Genomic DNA, 20950 nt, shown 5'->3' with positions numbered 1-20950 from the left:
TTCCCGGCGGCACCCCGATTCTCGGATGATTGTCGGTGTCGGCACCGGCGGGAAAGGATTCCGGTCCGACGGAAAATCCCCCGGAAAACCAAGCTGAAAGGAATTTCCCGTGCGACGAATTCTGGGCGTTTCGGCGGTATTCGCGATGCTGGCGATGGGTATGGCCGGTGGTGTCGCGAACGCGGCGGGCGAGAGCGAGGGCACCGAGGCCGCCCCGCTCGTCTCGTCCACCGTGGTCATCAACGAGGTTTCGACCCGCGGCGTGAACGGTCTGCTCGACGAGTTCATCGAGCTGCGCAACGTCTCGAACCAGCCGCAGGACGTGAGCGGCTACGTGATCCGGATCTACTCGCCGTCGAACGTCGTGACCGACACGATCGTCCTGCCGGCGGGCACGATCCTGCAGCCGAAGGGCAACGCGGGCCAGTACGCGGTGCTGGTCGGGCAGAACTTCTCCGGCACCATCGTCGACCAGACCTACGTCATCCCCTTCACGCTGACCGGCGCCGAGGGCATCCCGACCGCCGGTGGCCTCTCGCTGCAGAACATGGCGAGCGCGAAGATCGACGGTGTGGCCTTCAGCAACGCGGTCGTGACCCCGCGTGAAGGCCAGGCCGCGATCCCGGAGAACGCCGTCACCGATCAGCTCAACGCGGCGAACACCCGCAACATCCTGAGCACCGACACCGACAACAACCGGCAGGACTTCTCGCTGCAGCTGCGCACCCCGGGTCTGTAAGTCCCCCAGCACCGACCCGTCTCTCGACCGGGCCCGGGCCGCCGTCGGCGGTCCGGGCCCTTCCCTGGCGGTATCTCGCCAACGGCGACATACCGCCAACGATAATTGTGTTCATCCGGGAACTCCTGCCTCATCCTCGGGAAACTCCATCTTCGCGGCGGCCGTGCCCACGGCCGCTTCTCACTATCCGAGGAGAGTGAGGCTCGATGTTCCCCCGTTCCCCTCACCTGACGAGACACCCCTGGCACCCGGTGGCGATCCTGGCGGCCTCCGCACTGGTCGCCCTCATCCCCCTGCCGGTGATCGCGACCACCGCGACCGCCGCCGTATCCGGCCCCGCTCCCGTCACCGGGCGGCCGGACGTCCATCGCGTCACGTTGCTCACCGGCGACGTGGTGACCTACGAACGAGACGGAGCCGGGCACGGCACCGCACAGGTCGAACCGGCGGTGCGGCCGGACCGGCCGAGCCCGGCGTTCCAGATCACCACTACGGCCGAAGGGCTGATGGTGTATCCGTCGGACGCGCTTCCGTTCGTCGGCAAGGGATTGCTGAGCCCGGAGCTGTTCAACGTCACCACGCTCGTCGGCGACCGGCGTGACGACGCGGCGAGCACCACGATTCCTGTCATCGTGCGTTACGGCGACCGGCCGGGGCTGTCCGCCCGGACTCTGGACGCGAAGGCGAAGGCGCTTCCGCAGACCCAGCGGCTCACCCCGCTGGTCACGGCCAACGGAGTGGGGGTTCAGGTCAAGAAGGCGGGGACGGGCGAATTCTGGCGTTCCCTCGTCGGATTCGATCCGGGCGGGAAACCCGTGTTGAACCAAGGGATCGCGCAAGTCCGGCTGGACAGGAAGGTCCGGGTGACACTGGACAAGAGCACCGCGCGGGTCGGTGCGCCGTCGGCGTGGAGCGGCGGGTGGACCGGGAAGGGGACCACGGTCGCGGTGGTGGACACCGGGATCGACGAGAACCATCCCGACCTGGCGGGCAAGACGGTCGCCTCCGCGGACTTCAGCGGGGAAGGCGACGTCGTGGACCGCCACGGCCACGGCACGCACGTCGCGTCGATCGTCGCCGGTACCGGCGCGGCCTCGGGCGGCCGGTACAAAGGCGTGGCGCCGGACGCGAATCTGGTGGTGGCCAAGGTTTTCGACGCCTCCGGCGAGGGTGACACCGCACAGGTGATGGCCGGGGTCGACTGGGCCGTCGCGCAGGGCGCGAAGATCGTGAACCTCAGCCTCGGCGCCGGCGTCAGCGACGGGGCCGACCCGATGAGCGAGCAGATCGACTCGCTTTCGGCGAAGTCCGGCACGCTGTTCGTGGTCGCGGCCGGGAACTCCGGACCGGGCGACCGGACTGTCACGACGCCGGGTGCGGCGACGTCCGCGCTCACCGTCGGGGCGGTCGACCGGGAGGACAAGATCGCGTGGTTCAGCAGCCGCGGCCCGCGGTTGCGGGACGCCTCGGTCAAGCCGGAGATCACCGCGCCGGGTGTCGGGATCGTCGCCGCCAGGGCCGCGGACACGGCGCTGGGCGAGCCGGTGGACGCCTCCTACACCGCCGCGTCCGGCACCTCGATGGCGACTCCGCACGTGGCGGGCGCCGCGGCGATCCTGCTGCAGCAGCGACCGGAATTGACCGGGCAGGCGCTGAAGAACACCCTCGTCACCACGGCCAAGGACGTCGGCCTTCGCTGGTTCGAGCAAGGCGCCGGACTCCTCGACGTCGCGCGGGCCGTGTCGCAGAAGGCGACCGGCACCGCGGTCGCGAGCTTCGGCCGTAACGAGCGGACGACCAACGCCTCGGCACAGGTCGTCCGGCAGTTGTCCTACACCAACACCGGGGACCAGCCGCTGAACCTGAACCTGAAGCTGACCGTGCGACCTTGGGACGGCGGCGCCGCGCCGGGCACCGGGATGCGCCTGGCGAAGACGGATCTGTCGATCCCGCCGAAGTCGAGTGCCACCGTCGACCTCGCCGTGAACCCGAACGAAGGAACGGCGGGCGTCTACGGCGGTGCCGTGGTGGCCACGACCGCGGACGGGACCAACGCGGTGCGGACGCCCGTGAGCACCTACAACGCGGCCGAACTGTTCCCGGTGACGATCCGGGTCCGGGACTCGGCGGGCGGGCCCGCCCAGTCCGCGTCGGCTCAGCTGATCGACGACGCGGCCGGTGCGGGTAACCGCAACGACCCGTTCCTCGACCAGGTCAGCCAGCAGATCGGCCTGGTCGACGGGGTCGGCCGGGTGCTCGTGCCCGCCGGACGCTATTCGGCGCTCGGCTGGGCGATGGAGCGCGGGCTGACGGTGCGCCGCTGGTCGGCGATGAGCACGACGCAGGTCGCCGTCACGGGCCCGGCGGAGATCGCGCTGAACGCGGCGAGCGCCGTCCCGGCGGGGCTGATCATGCCCACTCCCACCGATCTGCGCGACCGCACGGTGATGCTGCGGCGCGTGATCCCCGGCGGAGCGGGTGTGAACGGTTACGTCGGCGAAGCCGGGCTGGCCTCGGGCGCGGGTTGGGAGGTGCGCGTGACCCCAGCGGCCGCCACCTCGGCGGGCGCGATTTCGTTGCAGGACAGCGCGACACTGTCCCAGACCGCGGTCGAGATGCGGATCGCCGATGGCGGTTCGGCCGTGCTGAACCCGGCGTACGACGTGCCGACGTTGACGACGAAGTCACCCGGTGAGCGAACGCTGCCGGTCGTGTTCGGCGGCGCGGGTGATCTCACCGGTCTCGACGTCCGCGGAAAGGCCGTCCTGGTAAGGATTCCGGTCCCGCCCGGGGCACCGGACCCGGTGAGCGCGGTCTCCGCGGGCATCGCGAACGCGGCACGCGCGGTGTCCGCCGCGGGCGGAGCGGCGTTGATCCCCTACGCCGGTTCGCCGGGTTCGCTGAGCGTTCCGGGCCTCAGCAGCGCGGTGGTGCCGACCTTGTCCCTCGGCTGGGACGAAGGCGAAAAGCTGCGGACCGCCGGTGCCGTTTCGGTGCGCTTGCTGGTGCGCGCGGCTCCGGACGCGATGTACAACCTCAGCTACCTCGACGCCAACGGCGTGCCGAAGGAGCTCGTCCGGCGGGTCGACCGGAAGACCTTGGTCGCCACGAAAACCGGTTACCAGGCCGAAAAACCGGGACTGACCGGACAGAAGAACTGGTACGCCTTCCCGACCGGCCTGTGGAAGACGCAGGCGGTGCAGGGCACGAAGATCCCGGTTCCCGGCTCCTGGACCGAATACACCGGCCCGGCGGACGATCGGCTGGTCTGGAAACGGGTCGTCACCCTGTCCGGCAACGACACCGCGGGGCGTCGCGCCGCGCTGAGCATGAACGCGCAGAACGTCTACCGCGCGGGCGAGCGGTCGAGACCGGACGAGTTCTGGTTCCGCGCACCACTGCACAGCGGCTCGGTGGAACTGCCCGCCGATCATCCGGCCCGGTATCCGGCGACGGCCTCCGGCTGGGCGGTGCTGTGCTCGATGTGCCGTGGCGGCACGGATCCCGATCTGTTCGTCCCCGGCCTGCAGTGGATGGACGGCACGACCGGGGCGGGTTCGGGTGGGCATTACGCGAATCCCTACGAGAACGCGCGGTACTTCGCGGCGACCACGGCGCGGTTGTTCCGGGACGGGACCGAGATCCCGCGGTCCAATGCGGACGATCCGCTCGCGCTCATCCCGGAGTTCCGGCTCGCACCGGCCCCCGCCACCTACCGGCTGGACGTGACCGACGTGATGCCCGGCCCGGCTCAGGTCGGCATCCCGAGCGGGGCGCTGTTCCAGCACGCCCCGAGGACGGACACGTCGTGGACGTTCGCCTCGGCGCGGTCGGACGCTCCGGCACCGCTCGGCTTCTCCTGCCACAACGCGGGCAAGTCGTGTTCCTTCCAGCCGCTCATCCAGCTGGACCACCGGTTGCCGCTGGATCTCGGCGGCCGCGCCCCGGCCGGGCGCCCGTTCACCTTCGACGTGTCCGCCGGCTCGCACAGCGGCGCGCGGGGCGGCGGACCGGTGACGCGGCTGCAGGTGTCGGCGTCGACGGACGGCGGGCGCACGTGGGCGGCGGCGACCGTCCGGCCGGGCGCGAACGGGCTGTGGTCGGTGACGGTGGCCCACCCGCCACTCGCGGCGACGGACGGGTTCGTCTGGCTGCGCTCGGAAGCACGGGACAGCTCGGGCAACACCGTGACGCAGACGGTCCAGCGGGCCTACGCGCTCACGGACGTGGCGAAGGCGAACCCGCGCGCTCGCTGACGTCGTCCTCGATCGGGGGTTGGGTCGACGGCAAGGTGACCCAGCCCCGCGTGGCGACCTGAAGCCCGGCCTGGAACCGGGTGGTCGCGCCGAGCGCGGTCATGAGGTCGCGGAGCCGTCGCTGGAACGTCCGGTAGCTCATGCCGAGTTGTTTGGCGATGCTCCGGTCCGGCAGGCCGGTGGTCAGCAAGGCGAGCAGGCGGGCGTCGTCGGAAGGGGCGACGTCCGCCAGTTCGGCCGAACCGGGCAGGCGTAGCGGAAGCCCGCTCTGCCAAAGGAAAGCGAAGACCGCGCCGAGCGCGTCGAGCAACGCGCACGGGTGGATCACCAAGGCCGCGCCGACCTCGGGGAGATCGGACCGCAGTGGCACCAGTCCGACGCGCTGGTCGACCACGATCATCTTGAGCGGGGCGCTGGTGACCACGCGGGCCTCCTCGCCGAGGGCGAGACCCGCCTCCAGATCGGAGGACAGGTCGTGCATTTCCAGCGCGCTGCGCTCGTAAACCCCGCGAAAGCGCACCCCCCGGCCGAGGAGATCACGTTCGGCGGGATGCAGGACGCTCGGTGTTTGCGCGTAAGGCGGTTTGTCGACGAAGGCGACCTCCCGCTCGGCCGAGCGCAACAGCTGATCCGCCCTTTCGGCGATCAGCGCGTCGCCGTGGATCACCTCGATGAGATCGACCGGGCGTTCGCCGGACGTCGCGCGGTACCGCTCGCGCAACCGGTCGGCGACAAGCCGCGCGCTCGCCAGTTCCTGTTCCTTCAGCCGGAGCATCGCCTCCAGCGCGATCTCCGGCCGCACCGCCGAATACGCCTCCGCGCGGCCGGGAAGCCTGACGAGTAAACCTTTTTCCGTCAGCGCGCCCAGCACGCGGAGCAGCCGTTGCCGCGGCAGCCCGGTGCGTTGCCGGATTTCGGCGACGGTCAGCGAACCGGTGCCGGCGAAGGCATCGTAGACCTCGACGTCGGTTTCGTTCAGACCGATGATGTCCAGCAAATCGTCTCCCGCCACAGCCGCGGTCGCCTTCGTCCGACCATACCGCTGGAATCCGGCGGGCAAAAGGACCGCGTCGCGTCCGGACCGTCCACTGTGGTCAGTCGTGGTCGGGGATCCCGTGGAGATGGTGATCGGCCGCGTTCATGACCTCGGCCAGCAAACGCCGGACGTGCCCGCCGCGCGCCCGGTAGAGGATCCGGCGGCCGTCCCTGCGCTGGGTGACCAATCCGGCCAGCTTGAGCTTGGCCAGATGCTGGGACACCGCCGGACGCGCGATGTCCACCGCGGCCGCCAGTGACGCGACGTCGTACTCCTCGCCGCTGATCAGCCACAGCATCCGCATCCGGGTGGGATCCGCGAGCATCCGCAACGCCGTGGACGCGGCTTCGACCTGGTCGTCCGGCGGCAGCTGGGACCACTGGTCGCCTGATTCGTCATGTGCGTACATGAGCACCTATCATGGAAAGGAGGCCGCACGAGAGGAGCCGCGAAACGTGTCGCTGTTCGGTCATCGTGACTATCGGCATCTGTTCGGGGCGCAACTGGTCGCGCTGTTCGGCACTGGATTGACGACCGTAGCGCTCGGGCTGCTGGCCTACGACTTGGCGGGGTCCGACGCGGGCGCCGTCCTGGGCACCGCGCTGGCCATCAAGATGATCACCTACGTCACGGTGGCTCCGCTCTCCGTCGCCTACGCCGACCGGGTGCCGCGCCGTTTCCTCCTCGTCACCCTGGACACGGTCCGCGCGCTGGTGGTGCTCGTCCTGCCCTTCGTCGACCAGATCTGGCAGATCTACGTCCTGATCGTGGTCCTCCAGTCGGCGTCGGCCTCGTTCACCCCGGCGTTCCAGGCCGTACTCCCCGACCTCCTTCCCGGCGAACGCGACTACACGAAGGCACTGTCGCTGTCCCAGCTGGCCTCGACGATGGAGAGCCTCCTCAGCCCGCTCCTGGCCGCCGCCGTGCTCAGTCTCGTGTCCTTCCACTGGCTGTTCACCGGTACTTCGCTCGGTTTCGCGGCCTCCGCCGCGCTGGTGCTGAGCACCCGGATCCCGGACGCGGCGCGTGGCGACCGCGGCGGGGCCTGGGAGCGCACCATGGCCGGGATCAAGATGTACGTCGCGACCCCGCGCCTGCGGGGCACCCTCGGCCTCGACCTGGTGGTCGCGGCGGCCGGCTCCGTGGTCATGGTCAATACCGTGAACTACGTCCGAGACTCCCTCGGCGGAACACAGTCCGACGTCGCCCTGCTCCTGGCGGCCAACGGCGCCGGCACCATCCTGGCCGCGCTCCTGCTCCCCCGCGTGCTCGACGGGATCGGCGACCGCACCGTCATGCTCACCGGCGGCGGAACCCTGCTCGCCGGACTGACCGGCGCCATCGCACTGTCCACAGTGGAGTCCGGAGCCGCGGCGCCGGTCGTATGGGCCGTCATCGGCCTCGGCACCGGACTCGTCCTCACCCCCGTCGGCCGGGTCCTGCGCAGATCCAGCCGTCCCGCCGACCGGCCCGCGATCTTCGCCGCCCGGTTCTCCCTTTCCCACGCCTGCTGGCTCCTCGCCTACCCGATCGCCGGACGGCTCGCCACCGACGCCGGATTCACCGTCACCTGGCTCGTCCTCGGCGCACTCGGCGTCATCGGCTTCGTCACGGCCGTCCGCGCGTGGCCACGAAACGACGAAGACCATCCCCGCCTGCACGCGAAAGCGGGATTTCGAAATCCGTAACGACCTCTCCGAGCCGTTCGACTCATCGGTTGATGGAAGCCACCGGGCACAGGAGTACGGCATGCGCCGTATTGCTCATGCTGTTGTTTTCCCTCTCGGGTTCTCTTGACCGGTCGACGGCCGTCGCATCCGAGACGTCCGCGCCTCCGACGCCGTCGAAACTTTCACGTCCGCCGTACGTGCAATTCGACGCTCTCGACGACCCGACCAAGCTCCGGGTGGTACGCGTCGAGTCGAGCAAGGACGAGATCATCGATGTCGGCGGACTGGACGTGGATATCGCTTGCGCCCGGAAATGGCAGTTCAGGGGTACCCCCGATACCGCGAGCATTCGTGTCGACCTCCTGGAGCTCGGCTGCGCCAAATTGACTTCGGCCACCCCGGTGGAAGCGGAGAAAGCCGCTGAAGCCAAAGGCAAGAAGGACAAGGCGGGCATCTGGAGCACGGCCGCGGCACCACCCCCGGCCCCGAACCCGGCCGGCGTCAGTGACTGGAGCCGATTCGTCTCCTGGCTCGGTCAGAACTGGCTCGCGCTCCTCGGTCTCCTGCTCGCGATCGTAAGCGTTCCTTGGCTCGCCAAGGGAATCGATCGATGGCGGCACCGCTGGCGGGTCGATGTGCTCCTGACCGGCCTTCCCGGCGCCGGCAAGACCGACCTCTGGACCGCATGGCGGGACAACATGGCCCCGAAGGCGGACGCGAAGCCGACCACCGCCATCACGACGTCCACCAGCCTGCGGCCTGTGCGGTACGGGGAGTTCACGATGGATCCGTGCGTCATCGACGGCGCCGGATCGGATCCGGCGAGCATGCTCAACTCCATCAGGAGATCACGCCGCCGGAATCGACGAGTGATCGTGTTCGTGATTTCGGCACGTCGCCAGAACACGGCGACCGATGTCGCTTACGATCATCAATTCGTCGTCGAGCAACGAGGGTACGCCAACTTCCCCCGAGCCATCCTGGGCGCGCGGGACAAGCGTCTGAGACCACGCTTGGTCGTTCTGTTCCTGACGAAATTCGATCTTCTCTCCAGCCATGACCCGTGGGACTCGAACAGCGAAACCGTCAGGGTGGACGCGGAACAGACCTTCGGCGAGGTCATCCGCGCCATGCGCAAGGACTGCCAGACCGCGGGAGTCCCGTTCCAGTTCATCATCGGCAGCTCGAAACGTGGTTGGAGTATCCAAGATCTCCGTGACCGTGTCGCCAGATCCCTCGTCACCGGCGAAGGTGAGTGATGCCGGTGTTCGTGAATCCGGTCGTGTTCGGCTTCGCCGGCGGCACCCAGTTCGAACTGGTCGCCGGCGACCACGGTCAATGGAATCCCGAAACCCTCCGCCGGGTGACCGGCTTGGCCGGGTCCCTCGCCGCCGACGTGCAGCACACTTGCGTCGTCACCGGGCTCGCCGAACGCCGGAACCAGGTCGAGACGTGCCTGGTGGCGATTCCCGTCGAGCAGGTCGAGACGGCGTCCGGCCGCGGCGGCCTGAGCGTCGTACTGGGTGTGGTGCTCGCGCGCAAGCTCGCCGTCGAGGCCTCACTGCCCATCCACGCGGCCGCTCGGCTCGAGCACGTCCTGATCGCGCTCAGCCAGGGCCGCGGGCTCGAAGTCGCCGCGGAGCTGCTGACGCGGACTCTGCAAGGAGATGACAGCGCCGAGGCGCGAGTCTGGCTGAGAGCCGAGGTCGAAGGGCTGTCCCGTCGCCTCACTCATCTGCTCCAGGGTTACGAACGCGGACGGAAACCGTTGTCCGTCAACGCGGCCCCCTACGCCCTTTGCCAAGAGGCACCGGCGATCCTGCTCCGGCTCTTGACACACGGCCGGTACCGGTCCGGCGCCGATCTCGGCGGGCGGTACGTGCCCGACAACGTCATCGCACCGGCCGAACCGGGCGGACTGATCGTCGACCACTACCTGGCGCACGGTGGCACGTATACCTGTTTCCCGAGGACCACGCCGAAGACCTTCCTACGGCCACGCCGACGGAAGTAGGCGGGGGCGTCAGCCTTTCGTCCGCATCACCGGGCCGCGACCGGCGGCAGCGCGCGCACGGACTTGACGGCGAGCACCGCGAGCGGCACCGATATCGCCAGAACCGCCACGGCCTGCCCGGCGCCCATCGTGATCATGACGTCCAGTTCCTCGGTGCGAGCGGCGAACCGGAGGTAGTCCATCAACGTCACGACACGCTGCACGAGGGCGGCGAGCGCGAGCGAGGCCAGCGCCGTCGACCAGGACACCGTGGCACGTCGCCACCCCAGGCGAGGCACACTCAAGTAGACGACCGCGGCGGCGAAGACGGCCGCGCAGACCACGCTCGGCCAGTCCACGAGCACCGGAACAGTGACATAGGTGAGCAGCAGCGCGACCGTCAGGAGGGCGACGCCGACCGCCAGCGCGACGAGCCACGGCCGCGTTTTCACCGGCGGGGCCTGCCGATGGAACGCCACCAGAGCCAGCACCGGCAGCGCGTCCAGCAGGAGCCCGATGGTCCAGGACAGCCCGAACGCGCCCTCGACGGCCGCGAGATCCACGCCGAAGAAGACCACGGCTCGGACCAGCGCCAGCGCCGCCAACAGCCGCGCCACGCGCCACCGGCCCGTCACCAGGCACAGATAGGCCGCCACCCACAGCAAGCCGAGAAGAGCCTGCACCTCGGCCGCCTGGCCGGGGGCGACCACGTTCGTCATCCCGGGAGACCACAGCCACGCCCCGATACCGGCGAGCGCGGCCACCGCCTGCACGAGCAACCCCACCAGCGCCAGCCGCCGGACCGTCTCGCCCCAGACGAGGTAGCGGGGCGCCGCGCCGTCACCGCCCAGCCGCAGCCGGACCGCCAGCGCCACGACACTCGCCACTTCCGGCCAGCTCGGCCTCCCATGATCGGCGGCGAACTCCGCTTCCTCGTCGTCCTCCGGCAGCTCGCTGAGCAGGAAGGTGGCGACCATGTCCTCCTCCCACGCCTGACGATAGGAGGCGGGGAGCAGCCGCAGCACCCGCCGGTACCGCTCCTCCAGGCGGTTCACGCCAGGCCCCCGGTGTCCGCCGGCCGCCACGCGCGCAGCCGTTCCGAGGCGGCGCGGGCGTTCGAAGCCTGCCGTTGGACCTCGGCCGCGAGCGCCGTGCGGCCGTCCTCGGTCAGCCGGTAGTACCGGCGGAGCCGCCCGTTGGCGACCTCCTCCCGATCCGGCTCGACCAAACCGTCCGCGACCAGCCGATCCAGCACGCCGTACAACGTGCCGACCTTCAGCTTCACCCGGCCGTCCGAAAGACCGCTCACCTCGCCGACGATCCCGTACCCATGCCGCGGGGTGTCCACCAGCGCGGTGAGCACGAAGAACGCCTGCTCCGTCATCGTTCGACCAGCCATGGGCACAATATATCGCTAGCCGATATATTGTGCCACCTGCGAGGATCCGTCGTACTTGAAATGAAAGTTCGGTACGCCTAAACTTTGGCTTAGGCGTTCCGACAACATCGCGGACAGGTGACCCGATGAACTGGAGTCAGCTCCTCGTTCCCGTGACCAGCGGTGTGTCCGTCGCCCTCATCGTGGCGACCGTCAGGTTCCTGTGGCGGCGTACCCGCCTGCCGACCGGGCTGTCCCAGCGGATGACCCGGCGGAACTACCTGGCGGAGATGCTCGTCATCTCCAAGAACGACAACGTCGACCGGCTCGACGCACTGGTCCCGAATCTGCTGCCGGCGCAAGGCTCCCCGGTGCTCGTCGAGATCCAGGAGTCGTGGACGCAGATCAACGGCCGGCGCGGCGTCCGGGTGATCACCCGGACCGAGCCCGCCTCCCTGACCGCCGGGGCAGAGCTGCTCGCAGCGGGCATCGAGGTTCGCGTGTCCCGCGCGCTGACCGCGGATCACCTGTCGTACCACCTGTTCTCCGGTTCGGAACACCACACGGTGCTCAACCGCCGCAACGGCGGGAAGGACCGGCCCGAACGGCTGGACGAAATCTCCGCCGCCAAGGTGTTCCGCAGCCACTTCGACGAGACGTGGAGCGAATCCGAACCCATCGAATCGTTCCTGGCCGGGCAACTCCTGGCCGGGCCCGACTCCGGCCTCGCGGACCGGATCCGGGAGCAGCGCGCGGCGTACCAGCTGCCCGCCAAGGCGGAGGACGCGATCCTGCGGCATCTGGCGTTCCGCCACCGCGCGCCGGTCGTCTTCGTCACCGGCCTGCCGGGTGCCGGCAAGTCACTGGTCCGGCGTGCCCTCGCCGAAGAGCTTCGGCGGTGGCGGATGCAGGTCGACGAGCTGAACGACTACGTCTACGCGTTCGAGGAATTCCTCCACGCCTTGATGCTCCTCGGCGACGGTCGCGGTACGGGCTTCAGCGCCCAGCAGGGTGGTGCGTTCCAAGTGGAGCGCGAGGACGATCTCCGGCCCGCCCTGCACACGCTCGGCCACCGGGTCTGGGAAAACCGCCGGAGCAACCCGATCACGATCGTCGAGTTCGCCAGGGCCGACACGATCGGAGCGCTCCAGGTGTTCGGCGACAAGGTCCTGGCGGCGTCGCAGATCATCCACGTCCGCGCCTCCGACACCAAGCGCTCCGCCCGGCTGGCCAGACGAGGCGAGCCACCGAAGATCTCGGTGACGGGCCAGTCGATCAGTCTCGAAGTGTCCGACGAGCATCGGCTGCCCAGCAACGCCGCGGACACCCTGTACAGCAGGGACGACTTCGCACTGCTGAAGGCACAGAAGAACATCGCCAACCGCCTGTTCCTCGTCGAGAACGACGCCGAGGAAAAGGCGCACGTCGACGAACAGGTCACGGCGTTCGTCGAAGCGGTCGTGCGCCCCTACCGGGTACTCGCGCGCACCTAGGACCCGGCGGCGTCCACCTCGGAATCCGCGGCGATCCGGGGACGATGGGCGATCCGGACTACCGGGAAGCGCGGCGTGCCGGCGAGGCGCAGGGATCGACCGATCGAGTGATTTCGCCGCCCTGACCCATCCACGCCGTCCGCAGCCTCGAAATTCGATCGACGAAGTCGACTGAGGAGCGGGATGGACGGGGCGCGAGGATTTGCCGACGACGAGGATCCCGACCGGCTGTTCTCGGTGAACATCGACGTCGAGCTCGAGCGGCTGACCCAGCGGATCGCCTGGACCGCGGAATTCAGGCTGGACCTGTCGCAACGTCCCGAGCTCCGCCGCGTGCGCTCAACGGTGGCCGATCGCCTGAATTTCGGTCGCAGCGAGCAAGAACCCATGGGCGGGCTCCTGCTCGTCGTGGACGAGCTGGTGGCCAACGCCTATGTGCACGCCACCAACCCCGGCGAACTGCGAGTCACCAGACAGTCCCGGGGAATCCTGGTCGAAGTCACCGATGATCAGGCCGATGCCGGGGATCTGGGGCCGGAAAGCTGCCGGGACACCCATGGTCTCCGCCTTGTCGGTCACCTTTCGCTCGAATGGGGTGTTCGACCCGAACAAGCGGGGAAAGTGGTGTGGGCCTTGGTTCCAGTGCAGACGTACTACGAGACCTGACTCGTCACCGAGGCCTGGCCTGCCCGAAGGTCGTGAGTGGCAATGGTCGTTCCAACCCTCGAGGTGGGGCCGGTCATCGCGACCGGCCCCACCTCTCTCACCCCACCTGGTCAGAAAGTGATGGTGAATCCGTCGATCGAACCGGTGTCGAACTTGAAGACGTCCTGGACGCTCAGCTTCCAGGTGCCGTTGGCGTTCTCGGTGGCGGCGTCGACCGTGTAGGTCTCGTGCACACCGGCGGGGCTGCCCACCCCTCCCGCCTTCTTCAACCGGTAGGTGGCGCCGCTGGGCCCGATGAGACTCACCGTCAGGTCGGCCGAGTAGGTGTGGCTGATGTCCACCTTGACCGGCAGTGACGAGGACGCCTTGCCATCACATCCTTCCTGGGTCACCGAGCTCGTCACCGCGGCACCGGCGTCCGGGATCGCCACCGGGGTGGTGTTCGACTTGGCGCCGCACTTCGGCTCCGGGCCTCCGCCACCGATGAACGACACGTTCAGCAGCTTGTTCAGCGAGCCGCTGCCGGGGTTCTTGACCACCCCGTCGGACGCGTTGTTCACCAGCGCGTCCCGGACCTGCTTCGGCGTCGCGGACGGGTTGGCCGCCAGGTAGAGCGCGGCCGCGCCGACGACGTGCGGCGTCGCCATGGACGTCCCGCTCATCACCGCCGAACTCCCGCTGTTCGGGCTCAGCGACGTGATGTTGCTGCCCGGGGCGAAGATGTCCGTGCACGAACCGTAGTTCGAGAACGACGAACGATTGTCGCCGGAGTCCGTGGCGTTCACCGTGATGGCTTCGGGAACCCGGGCGGGGCTGGTGTTGCAGGCGTCGGTCGACGCGTTGCCGGACGCGACGCCGTAGACGACACCGGACGCGATCGACTTCTTGAGCGCGTCGTCACCCACGCCGGGCGCGTCCATCGTGAGGCTCATGTTCGCCACGGCCGGTTTCCGCGCGTTCGCGGTCACCCAGTCGACGGCGTCGATGATGCCCGAATCCGGACCGGTGTTGTTGCATCCGAGCACCCGGAGCCCGACGATCTTGACCTTCTTGGCGACACCGTAGGTCTTGCTCGCGATGGTGCCCGCGGTGTGACTGCCGTGCCCGTTGCAGTCCTTGCCGTCACCTCCCATGAAGTCCTTGCCGATACTGGCCCGGCCTTCGTACTCGGGGTTGTCGGGGTTGATGCCCGAGTCGAGGTCGTACGCGGTGACGCCCTCGCCGCTGTTGTTGTAGGTGTACTTCTTGTCCAGCGGCAGGGACTTCTGGTCGACGCGGTCCAGGCCCCACGTGGGGTTGGTCTGCGTGTCGGTGCCGCGGGCGGTGCCGTCCTGGTAGACGGCCTTGACCGACGGATCCGCCGCGAGCCGCCTCGCCTGCCGCTCGGTCATCTTCTTCACCGAGAAGCCGTTCAGGGCCGCGGACCACGTCGACCGCACCTCGCCGCCGAAACGCCCGGTCAACGAGGTCGCCGATGCTTGCGCGGTCGCGACGCCGTCCTTCAGCACGACGATGTACTGGTCGGCGTAATGCTGTTTCGCCTGGACCACAACGCCTTCGGCCTCGGCCGCGACGGCGTTTCCGATGCCCAGTGCCAGCAAGGGGGTCAACGCGCCCAAGGTCAGCAGCAATTTCCGGTGGTTACGCATGGAACATCACCTCCGTGGGAAGAACGATCACTGGACGGTGAGCGTGTAGGTGGCGGTCGACGTCTTGCCGGCGCCGTCCTTCGCCGTCACGGTGATCGGGTAGGTACCGGGTTGGAACGGCGCGAAGATCTGCATCGTCGAGCTGCCGCCGCTGGAGATGCTTTGCGGGTTGAAGAACGGCGCGATCGGCAGCCCCGAGCCGGACGCCGACAGCGTGATGGAGCCACTGCCACCGGTCGCGGAGACCGTCGCGTTCACGAACTGGCCCGCCCGTGCGGTCCCCGAGCCGGGGTTGACCGTGACCTTGAGGTCGCCCGGCTCACTGCCGCCCTTGCCGACGGTCAGCGTCAGCGTGGTGGTCGCGGTGTCGGTCGTTCCCTTGCCGGACACGGTGATCGTGTAGTCCCGCTCCGGCGTTCCCGCCGCGGTCTCGATCGTGAGCTTCGCGGTGTCGCCGGACATGATGGACGAAGGCTGGAAGGTCGCCTTGGCACCGTCGGGCAGTCCGGACGCGCTCAGCGCGACGTTCTCGCTGCCGTTCTTGCCTTCCTTGCTCGTGATCGACGTCGAAACGTACTTGCCGGGGTCGGTCTTCACCGCGCCAGGGGACGCCGCGAGGGTGAACTTGTCACCGCTGGGCACGTCACCGATCTGCTGCTTGACCCAGTCCCCCATCTCGTTGTTCAGGCGGCTGTAGACGCTGTACCACCGGAAGTCGCTGCGGCTCCACGACGTGATGCCGACGACCACGCCGTTGACGATGAACGGACCACCGCTGTCACCGGGGAGCACGGTCTTGCGGCCGTCGGAGTACCCGGCGCAGATCATCGTCTTCGGGTCGACGCCGTTCTCGACCCCGGTGCACTGGTTCGGGTCGACGATCGGCAGGGTCAGCTTCTGCAGCGTGACATCGGGCGGGCTGTCGTTCTGGGTCTTCTTGCCGTATCCGAGGCTGAAACCGTCCTTGCCCGGCGTTTCGAGGCCGGTGTCGGCCGAGGTGGCGACCTTCGCGTAACCGCCCGCGGGGACCGGGATGTCCGCGTCGGTGGTGATGATCGCGACGTCGTATCCGTTCCAGGGCTGGGTGAACTTCGGGTGGAGTCGGTAGTCGACGACCTTGAGCTGGGTGCCGCCCGTGCTCACCAGGTCGTCCAGTCCATAAAGGACCGTCTTTTCGCCTGCCAGTTCCTTGCAGTGTGCCGCGACCATCACCTTGCGCGGTGCCACGACCGAACCGCTGCAGCTCTGCCCCTTGGGCCGGGAGCCACCTTCGCGCAAGGCCGCGATGGCGAACGGGTAGTCCTTCACCGAGGCGGGTACGCCGCCGATGCCCTGGGCGTGGGCGCCGTCGGGGATCCGGACGTCACCGGTGGGCGCGATCGCCGACGCGGTCGGCTGGGGAGCGGCGCCGGCGGTTCCGCCCAGGACGGGGATCGACAGGGCCGCCACACCCAGTGCCAACAGGCCTACGATTCTCTTCTTCTTCACGGTGGTTCCTTTCACAGGGGAGAAATCAGAACGTCAGGGCGAAGTTGTCGATCACGCCGGTGTCGAACCGGTAGACGTCCTGGACACGCAACTTCCAGTCGCCGGTGCGGCTTTCCCCCAAGGTGTCGACGGTGTAGGTCTTGGAGAGGTCGATCGTGCTCACGCCGCCGGCCTGCTTGAGGTTGACGACCTTGCCGCTGGGCGTCAGGAGGTCGATCTTCAGATCGGCCGAGTACGGGTGTTTGATCGCCACTGCCACCGAAGTGCCGGAAGTTCCCTTGGCGTCGCAGGAGCCGATGGTCACCGTGCTGGTCACGGCGTCGCCTGCGTCAGGGATCGCGACGTCGTCGGCGCTCGTACCACCCGCGCAGGACGGCGGATTCGGGGTTCCGCCGAGGAAACCGGTGTACAGCAGCTTGTTCGGCGAGCCCTTGGCGTCGGAGATCTTGCCGGGCGTGGCGTTGTCGAGCAGCGCCTTGGTGACCTGCGCCGGGGTGGCGGACGGGTTCGCGGTGAGGTAGAGCGCGGCCGCGCCCGCGACATGCGGGGTGGCCATCGAGGTGCCGCTCATCTGCTGTGTCCCGCCGCCGTTGCGGGTCGACGTGATGTTGCTGCCCGGACCGAACAAGTCGGTGCAGGACCCGTAGTTCGAGGACTGCGAGGAGTTGAAGATCGATCGCTTGTCCTGGATGTCGCTCGCGGCGACCGTGATCGCCTCGGGCGTGCGGGCAGGCGAGACGTTGCAGGCGTCCTGGCCCTCGTTGCCCGCGGCGACCGTGACGGTGATACCCGCCCGGACCGCTCCTTGCACCGCCTGGTCCACTGTGGACGTCGCCCCGCCGCCGATGCTCATCGTGAGCACCGCAGGTTTCCGGGCGTTCTTGGTGACCCAGTCGATCCCGGACACGATCGTCGACCACGGCGCGCTGCCGTTGCAGCCGAGCACGCGGACGGCGACGATCTTCACACCTTTCGCGACCCCGTACGTCGTGCTGCCGACGGTTCCCGAGACGTGTGTGCCGTGGCCTTGGCAGTCCGAGGCGTCGCTGTCGTTGTCCACGAAGTCGTAGCCACTGCTCGCGCGGCCGCCGAACTCCGACTGGCGATAGTCGGTGCCGGTGTCGAGCACGTAGACCGTGGCACCGTCGCCTTTGTTGGCGTAGTCGTACTTCTTGTCGAGCGGCAGGTCCTTCTGGTCGACCCGGTCCAGGCCCCAGGTGGGGTCGTTCTGGGTGTCCGTGGCACGCGCGAGGGAATCCGGCTCGACCGAGGCGACGGCAGGATCCGCCGCGAGCCGCCGGGCCTGCGCCTCGGTCATCCGGCCCGCGAAACCGCGCAGCGCGGCGTCATAGGTGCGCGTGACCTGTCCGCCGTACTCCGACGCCAGTGCGCGAGCATCGGCGGTGGTCACCGTCGATGCCTTGAAAGTGACGAGGTAGGAGCCCGGAATGACGTCCGGCACCCAGGCCTGGACGGCGGGCCCTACCGGCGAGGCGACCGCGGGCAGCGCCGACATCGAAGCGCAGACGGCGAGCGACAGGCCCGCGATGGCTGACACCCATCGGGGTCGGAGATTTTCGCGCATTGAATACTCCTGAAAGCAGGGAATCGACACCGGGGAGACAGTGCGAACGTGGCCACAACCACGTTGTGACAACAGTGAGTTCTCAATCGGCGAAGAACAATAGGTACCACACCCGGCCGGATACTCAATTAAAAGCGCACCTTTTTATGATCAGTGCCGTGGTGTCATTGAATAAGGGACCTCATGAAATGCCGAATACCCGACGATGCGATATCGGCATTCTTTCGTGACGGTCAGGCCCGCTGCTCGCGCAGCAGATCCTCGGTGAGCACCGCACGCGACGGCAGATCCAGCTTGGTCAGCGCCCGGCCGATGTGGACTTCGACCGTCCTCGCGGAAAGGAAGAGCCGTTCCGCGATCTCACGGTTACTGAGGCTTTGCGCGGCAAGCCGCGCGACCTCGAGTTCGCGCGGCGACAAGGACTGCCCGTATCCACGACGCCCCCTCGACGGAGTGGTCGGGTCGTGGCGCGCCAGAAGCCGCCGGCACCGCTGGGCATCCGCGGCGGATTTCAGAGAACGGTAAATGGTTTCGGCGGAGGTCAGCGCTCCCAGCAGTTTCCGGTGGTCACCGAGTTCGGCGTGACACTCACCCGCGAGTTCGCTCGCGACAGCGGCGGCATAAGGCCTTGGCAACGCCTGATAGGCCAGGGACGCCCGGCCGAACGATTCGGCCGCGTCGCCCGGTCGTTTTCGGGCGAGCAGACCTCGGCAGAAGAGGGCGGCGGCGTGGGCGAGCGGCGCGTCGCGCTCGGCGATCCCTTCCTGATACTCGTCCACCAGCCGCGTCGCCGCTTCGTGTTGTGCCAAGGCGACGAGAACCCGTACGGCGGACGGCAGGAGTTCGGCCGCCCAGACCCAGTTGTTCTTCCGGCGAATGGTCTCGAGCCCGCTCTCCGCGAGCCGCGCGGCGGTGGGAAGTTCTTTGGCCGCGAGGAGGACGGTCACCCGCCCGGCGAACGCCGAAGCCTGCTGCGGCACGTTCCCCGCCGCGAGTGTGAAGGCGGCGTCGAAGTTCCGTGAGGCCTCCTTGCGACGTCCGTTGCCCAGCCGGTGCCAGCCCAGCGCGAGCAAGGGTTCCGCCGCGAGCGAACCGCCCTCACCGACACGCTCCAGCAACTCGCGGACGCCGGTCTCCACTTCCGGCCAGATCCCCATCGCGACATCGAGCCGAAGGTCCGTCCCGGCGGCGAGCGCCTCCAAGTAGGGCTGTTCCTCGTCCTGGATCAGCCTCCGGGCCGTGGCCAGATAAGTTCTCGCCACGGGGTAGTACCCGTTCCACGCGGCCGCGTCGGCGAGGTTGATGTAGGTCCGGCTGACCTGCCTGCGCACCTCGGCCGACCGCGGCGAGGCCGGCAGCGTACCGACGTCTTGCCAAGCTCCGGGATCGGCGATCTGCATCCGCCCGGAAACCCTGTTCGCGGTCACCGCGGCGATCAGTTCGACGTCACGGGTGCCCTTGCTGGCCCGCACCGCCTCGTCCAGCCGGCGCATGTTCTCCTCGACCGGAACCGCCCCGACGTGCGGAAGCGCCAAGGTGATCAAGCCGCGAGCGAGAAGCGGGCGCCGATCGGCGAGATCCGTGATGGCCAGCTCGATCTCCGAACGGCCGGCGTCGACCTGCCCGGCCTGATTGATGAGGACACGACCGAGGTTGATCCGGATCTCGCCGCGGGCGGCCTTGCTCATCGGCCACTCGCGCGCCGCCGTGCGCAGCAGTCGCAGAGTGGATTCGCCGATCAGCCCGTACGCCGTCTCCCTGCTGAGGCGGACGGCGAAGTCCTCCCTGTTCGCACGGGAAAGAGCCGCGTCCCCGAGTGCGGCCTCGAGCAGACGCACGGCGTCCTCCGGCCGGCCTTCGGCGGTCGCCAGGTCCACGGATTCCGCGACCCGCCGGGCCCACTCGTCAAGCTCACCCGCCTCCCGGTGGTGGTACGCGATCCTTTCCGGTCGTGGTTCGTCCGAGCCGGCGAGGAACCGCGCGGCGTTGGAGTGCAGCCGGTACCGCCGAGGGCCCGGGACGGCGGCATGGACCGCGTCGGCGATCAAGGGACTGCGCACCGCATAACGATCGTTGCCCTGGTCCCGCAGGAATCCCCCGGCCATCGCCTGAAGCAGGTCGTCGACGATTCCGGCCCAGTCCGAGCCGGCCACGGCCGCGAGGGTCTTGGCGCACGCCGGTCGCCCGAGGATCACCGCGGCGGACACGATCGCCGCGGCGCCTTCGTCCAGCACGGCGTACCTCGCGGCGAGTTCCGCCGCCCAAGCACCGGGGACGACCTTCTCCGAGAGTTTCACCGCGGCCCGCGCGTCAAGTCCGGCGACCGATTCCAGGACCGCCGTGACCGCGGCGGCAACGCCGTCGGTCCGGCGATGGACCCGCTCGGCGAGTTCCAGCGAACCGGCCATCGCCGCGATGTCCTCGACCTGAAGCGGCTTCAGGGTGAACCGAGCCGTAACTCCGGCGCGGGGAGGCCACCACGAGTCGCGGGCTTCGCGTTGCCGCAACCGGATCGCGGAGCTCGTCAGGACGACCAGCCGTTCGGACGGCCTGGACGCCAGGTAGCGGAGGAACTCCTGGGTTTCCTCGTCCGCCTCGTCCGCGTCGTCGACGATCAGAAGCGTGCGTTCGGGCAAGGTCAGCAGCTCACGAAGCGCGCGGTGCACCAGGTGACGATCGGACCCGAGCGGATCCGGCAATACGGGTCTCAGCTCCGGAAGCAGCGGGTGAAGAACCCCGGCGAGGGGCGACAGACGATCGGCCATCCCCGTCCATTCGCCCGCCGCGGTTCCCAGCGCGTCGAGTACCGGCGCCAGCGGCACGGGATCGCGCTCTCGCGCGCAGCGGGCCTCGATCACCGTCCGGTTCCGGCCCTCGGACCGTGCGACCCGATCGAGGAGGCTCGACCGCCCGGAGCCGGGCTCACCTTCGACCACGATGAAGGCCGACGGCTTGGCGATCTCCTGCTCCAGCGCTTTCTCCACCGCGGGTGCCCCT

Annotated in this window: 15 protein-coding genes; 7 read left to right on the top strand and 8 right to left on the bottom strand. The window is 68.7% G+C overall.

What is annotated here, in order from left to right; translation table 11 throughout:
* Positions 1 to 109 precede the first annotated feature (109 nt).
* Both ED92_RS23200 and ED92_RS23195 read left to right on the top strand, forming a co-directional pair.
* A complete protein-coding gene (locus ED92_RS23200) occupies positions 110 to 739 on the top strand; it encodes a lamin tail domain-containing protein (protein WP_037341976.1) in 630 nt (209 codons plus the stop codon).
* Positions 740 to 945: 206 nt separating this feature from the next.
* A complete protein-coding gene (locus ED92_RS23195) occupies positions 946 to 4995 on the top strand; it encodes a S8 family peptidase (RefSeq protein ID WP_235213351.1) in 4050 nt (1349 codons plus the stop codon).
* Here ED92_RS23195 and ED92_RS23190 read toward each other — a convergent pair.
* Positions 4958 to 5992: a helix-turn-helix domain-containing protein gene (locus ED92_RS23190; protein ID WP_037342575.1), complete on the bottom strand. Its 1035-nt coding sequence runs from the start codon at positions 5990 to 5992 to the stop codon at positions 4958 to 4960. The genes ED92_RS23195 and ED92_RS23190 overlap by 38 nt on opposite strands.
* A gap of 97 nt (positions 5993 to 6089) precedes the next feature.
* The gene (locus tag ED92_RS23185; RefSeq protein ID WP_037341973.1) at positions 6090 to 6440 is read right to left on the bottom strand and encodes a metalloregulator ArsR/SmtB family transcription factor; all 351 of its coding nucleotides are present in this window, start codon (positions 6438 to 6440) and stop codon (positions 6090 to 6092) included.
* 46 nt (positions 6441 to 6486) lie between these two features.
* On the opposite strand from ED92_RS23185, the gene ED92_RS23180 reads away from it, so the two are divergent.
* From ED92_RS23180 to ED92_RS23170, 3 genes are read left to right on the top strand one after another with little or no spacing between them, the layout of a single operon-like run.
* Entirely contained in the window at positions 6487 to 7719 is a 1233-nt protein-coding gene (locus ED92_RS23180) for an MFS transporter (RefSeq protein WP_235213350.1), read from the top strand.
* A gap of 32 nt (positions 7720 to 7751) precedes the next feature.
* Complete coding sequence (locus tag ED92_RS23175) at positions 7752 to 8960, top strand: hypothetical protein (RefSeq protein ID WP_152610990.1); 1209 nt, start codon at positions 7752 to 7754, stop codon at positions 8958 to 8960.
* Complete coding sequence (locus tag ED92_RS23170; RefSeq protein WP_037341969.1) at positions 8960 to 9715, top strand: hypothetical protein; 756 nt, start codon at positions 8960 to 8962, stop codon at positions 9713 to 9715. Before ED92_RS23175 ends, ED92_RS23170 begins: the two co-directional genes overlap by 1 nt.
* Positions 9716 to 9741: 26 nt before the next feature.
* Here the strand turns inward: ED92_RS23170 and ED92_RS23165 are convergent, their stop codons facing one another.
* Positions 9742 to 10749 carry a hypothetical protein gene (locus tag ED92_RS23165; protein ID WP_152610989.1) on the bottom strand — a complete coding sequence of 336 codons (1008 nt, stop codon included), beginning with the start codon at positions 10747 to 10749 and terminating at the stop codon, positions 9742 to 9744.
* Complete coding sequence (locus tag ED92_RS23160) at positions 10746 to 11093, bottom strand: PadR family transcriptional regulator (protein ID WP_321167114.1); 348 nt, start codon at positions 11091 to 11093, stop codon at positions 10746 to 10748. Before ED92_RS23160 ends, ED92_RS23165 begins: the two co-directional genes overlap by 4 nt.
* A gap of 125 nt (positions 11094 to 11218) precedes the next feature.
* Here ED92_RS23160 and ED92_RS23155 point away from each other — a divergent pair, with 125 nt between their 5' ends.
* Both ED92_RS23155 and ED92_RS23150 read left to right on the top strand, forming a co-directional pair.
* A complete protein-coding gene (locus tag ED92_RS23155) occupies positions 11219 to 12565 on the top strand; it encodes a hypothetical protein (RefSeq protein ID WP_037341963.1) in 1347 nt (448 codons plus the stop codon).
* A 183-nt stretch (positions 12566 to 12748) separates the two neighbouring features.
* On the top strand, positions 12749 to 13231 hold the full coding sequence (locus tag ED92_RS23150; protein WP_052120816.1) for an ATP-binding protein: 483 nt from the start codon (positions 12749 to 12751) through the stop codon (positions 13229 to 13231).
* A gap of 110 nt (positions 13232 to 13341) precedes the next feature.
* Here ED92_RS23150 and ED92_RS23145 read toward each other — a convergent pair whose 3' ends face one another.
* From ED92_RS23145 to ED92_RS23130, 4 genes are all read right to left on the bottom strand, one after another.
* Positions 13342 to 14880: a S8 family peptidase gene (locus ED92_RS23145; protein ID WP_037341962.1), complete on the bottom strand. Its 1539-nt coding sequence runs from the start codon at positions 14878 to 14880 to the stop codon at positions 13342 to 13344.
* 27 nt (positions 14881 to 14907) lie between these two features.
* Positions 14908 to 16368 (bottom strand): trypsin-like serine protease, encoded by a 1461-nt coding sequence (locus ED92_RS23140; RefSeq protein ID WP_037341958.1) that lies wholly within the window; start codon positions 16366 to 16368, stop codon positions 14908 to 14910.
* Between the two features lie 25 nt (positions 16369 to 16393).
* Positions 16394 to 17953 (bottom strand): S8 family peptidase, encoded by a 1560-nt coding sequence (locus ED92_RS23135; RefSeq protein WP_081975892.1) that lies wholly within the window; start codon positions 17951 to 17953, stop codon positions 16394 to 16396.
* 233 nt (positions 17954 to 18186) lie between these two features.
* Positions 18187 to 20937 carry a LuxR C-terminal-related transcriptional regulator gene (locus tag ED92_RS23130; protein ID WP_052120814.1) on the bottom strand — a complete coding sequence of 917 codons (2751 nt, stop codon included), beginning with the start codon at positions 20935 to 20937 and terminating at the stop codon, positions 18187 to 18189.
* Between the last annotated feature and the right edge of the window lie 13 nt (positions 20938 to 20950).

This window comes from Amycolatopsis sp. MJM2582 (genome assembly GCF_000754115.1).
Lineage (GTDB): Bacteria > Actinomycetota > Actinomycetes > Mycobacteriales > Pseudonocardiaceae > Amycolatopsis > Amycolatopsis japonica.
Note: the sequence above shows the minus strand (reverse complement) of the source record. Positions and strands in the feature narration are given on the sequence as shown.

Bases quoted from the DNA above. Each gene is read 5' to 3' on its own strand.
- ED92_RS23195 (WP_235213351.1), top strand. From the start codon at position 946: ATGTTCCCCCGTTCCCCTCACCTGACGAGACACCCCTGGCACCCGGTG.
- ED92_RS23185 (WP_037341973.1), bottom strand. From the start codon at position 6,440: ATGTACGCACATGACGAATCAGGCGACCAGTGGTCCCAGCTGCCGCCG.
- ED92_RS23175 (WP_152610990.1), top strand. From the start codon at position 7,752: ATGGAAGCCACCGGGCACAGGAGTACGGCATGCGCCGTATTGCTCATG.
- ED92_RS23170 (WP_037341969.1), top strand. From the start codon at position 8,960: ATGCCGGTGTTCGTGAATCCGGTCGTGTTCGGCTTCGCCGGCGGCACC.
- ED92_RS23160 (WP_321167114.1), bottom strand. From the start codon at position 11,093: ATGGCTGGTCGAACGATGACGGAGCAGGCGTTCTTCGTGCTCACCGCG.
- ED92_RS23155 (WP_037341963.1), top strand. From the start codon at position 11,219: ATGAACTGGAGTCAGCTCCTCGTTCCCGTGACCAGCGGTGTGTCCGTC.
- ED92_RS23150 (WP_052120816.1), top strand. From the start codon at position 12,749: ATGGACGGGGCGCGAGGATTTGCCGACGACGAGGATCCCGACCGGCTG.
- ED92_RS23145 (WP_037341962.1), bottom strand. From the start codon at position 14,880: ATGCGTAACCACCGGAAATTGCTGCTGACCTTGGGCGCGTTGACCCCC.
- ED92_RS23135 (WP_081975892.1), bottom strand. From the start codon at position 17,953: ATGCGCGAAAATCTCCGACCCCGATGGGTGTCAGCCATCGCGGGCCTG.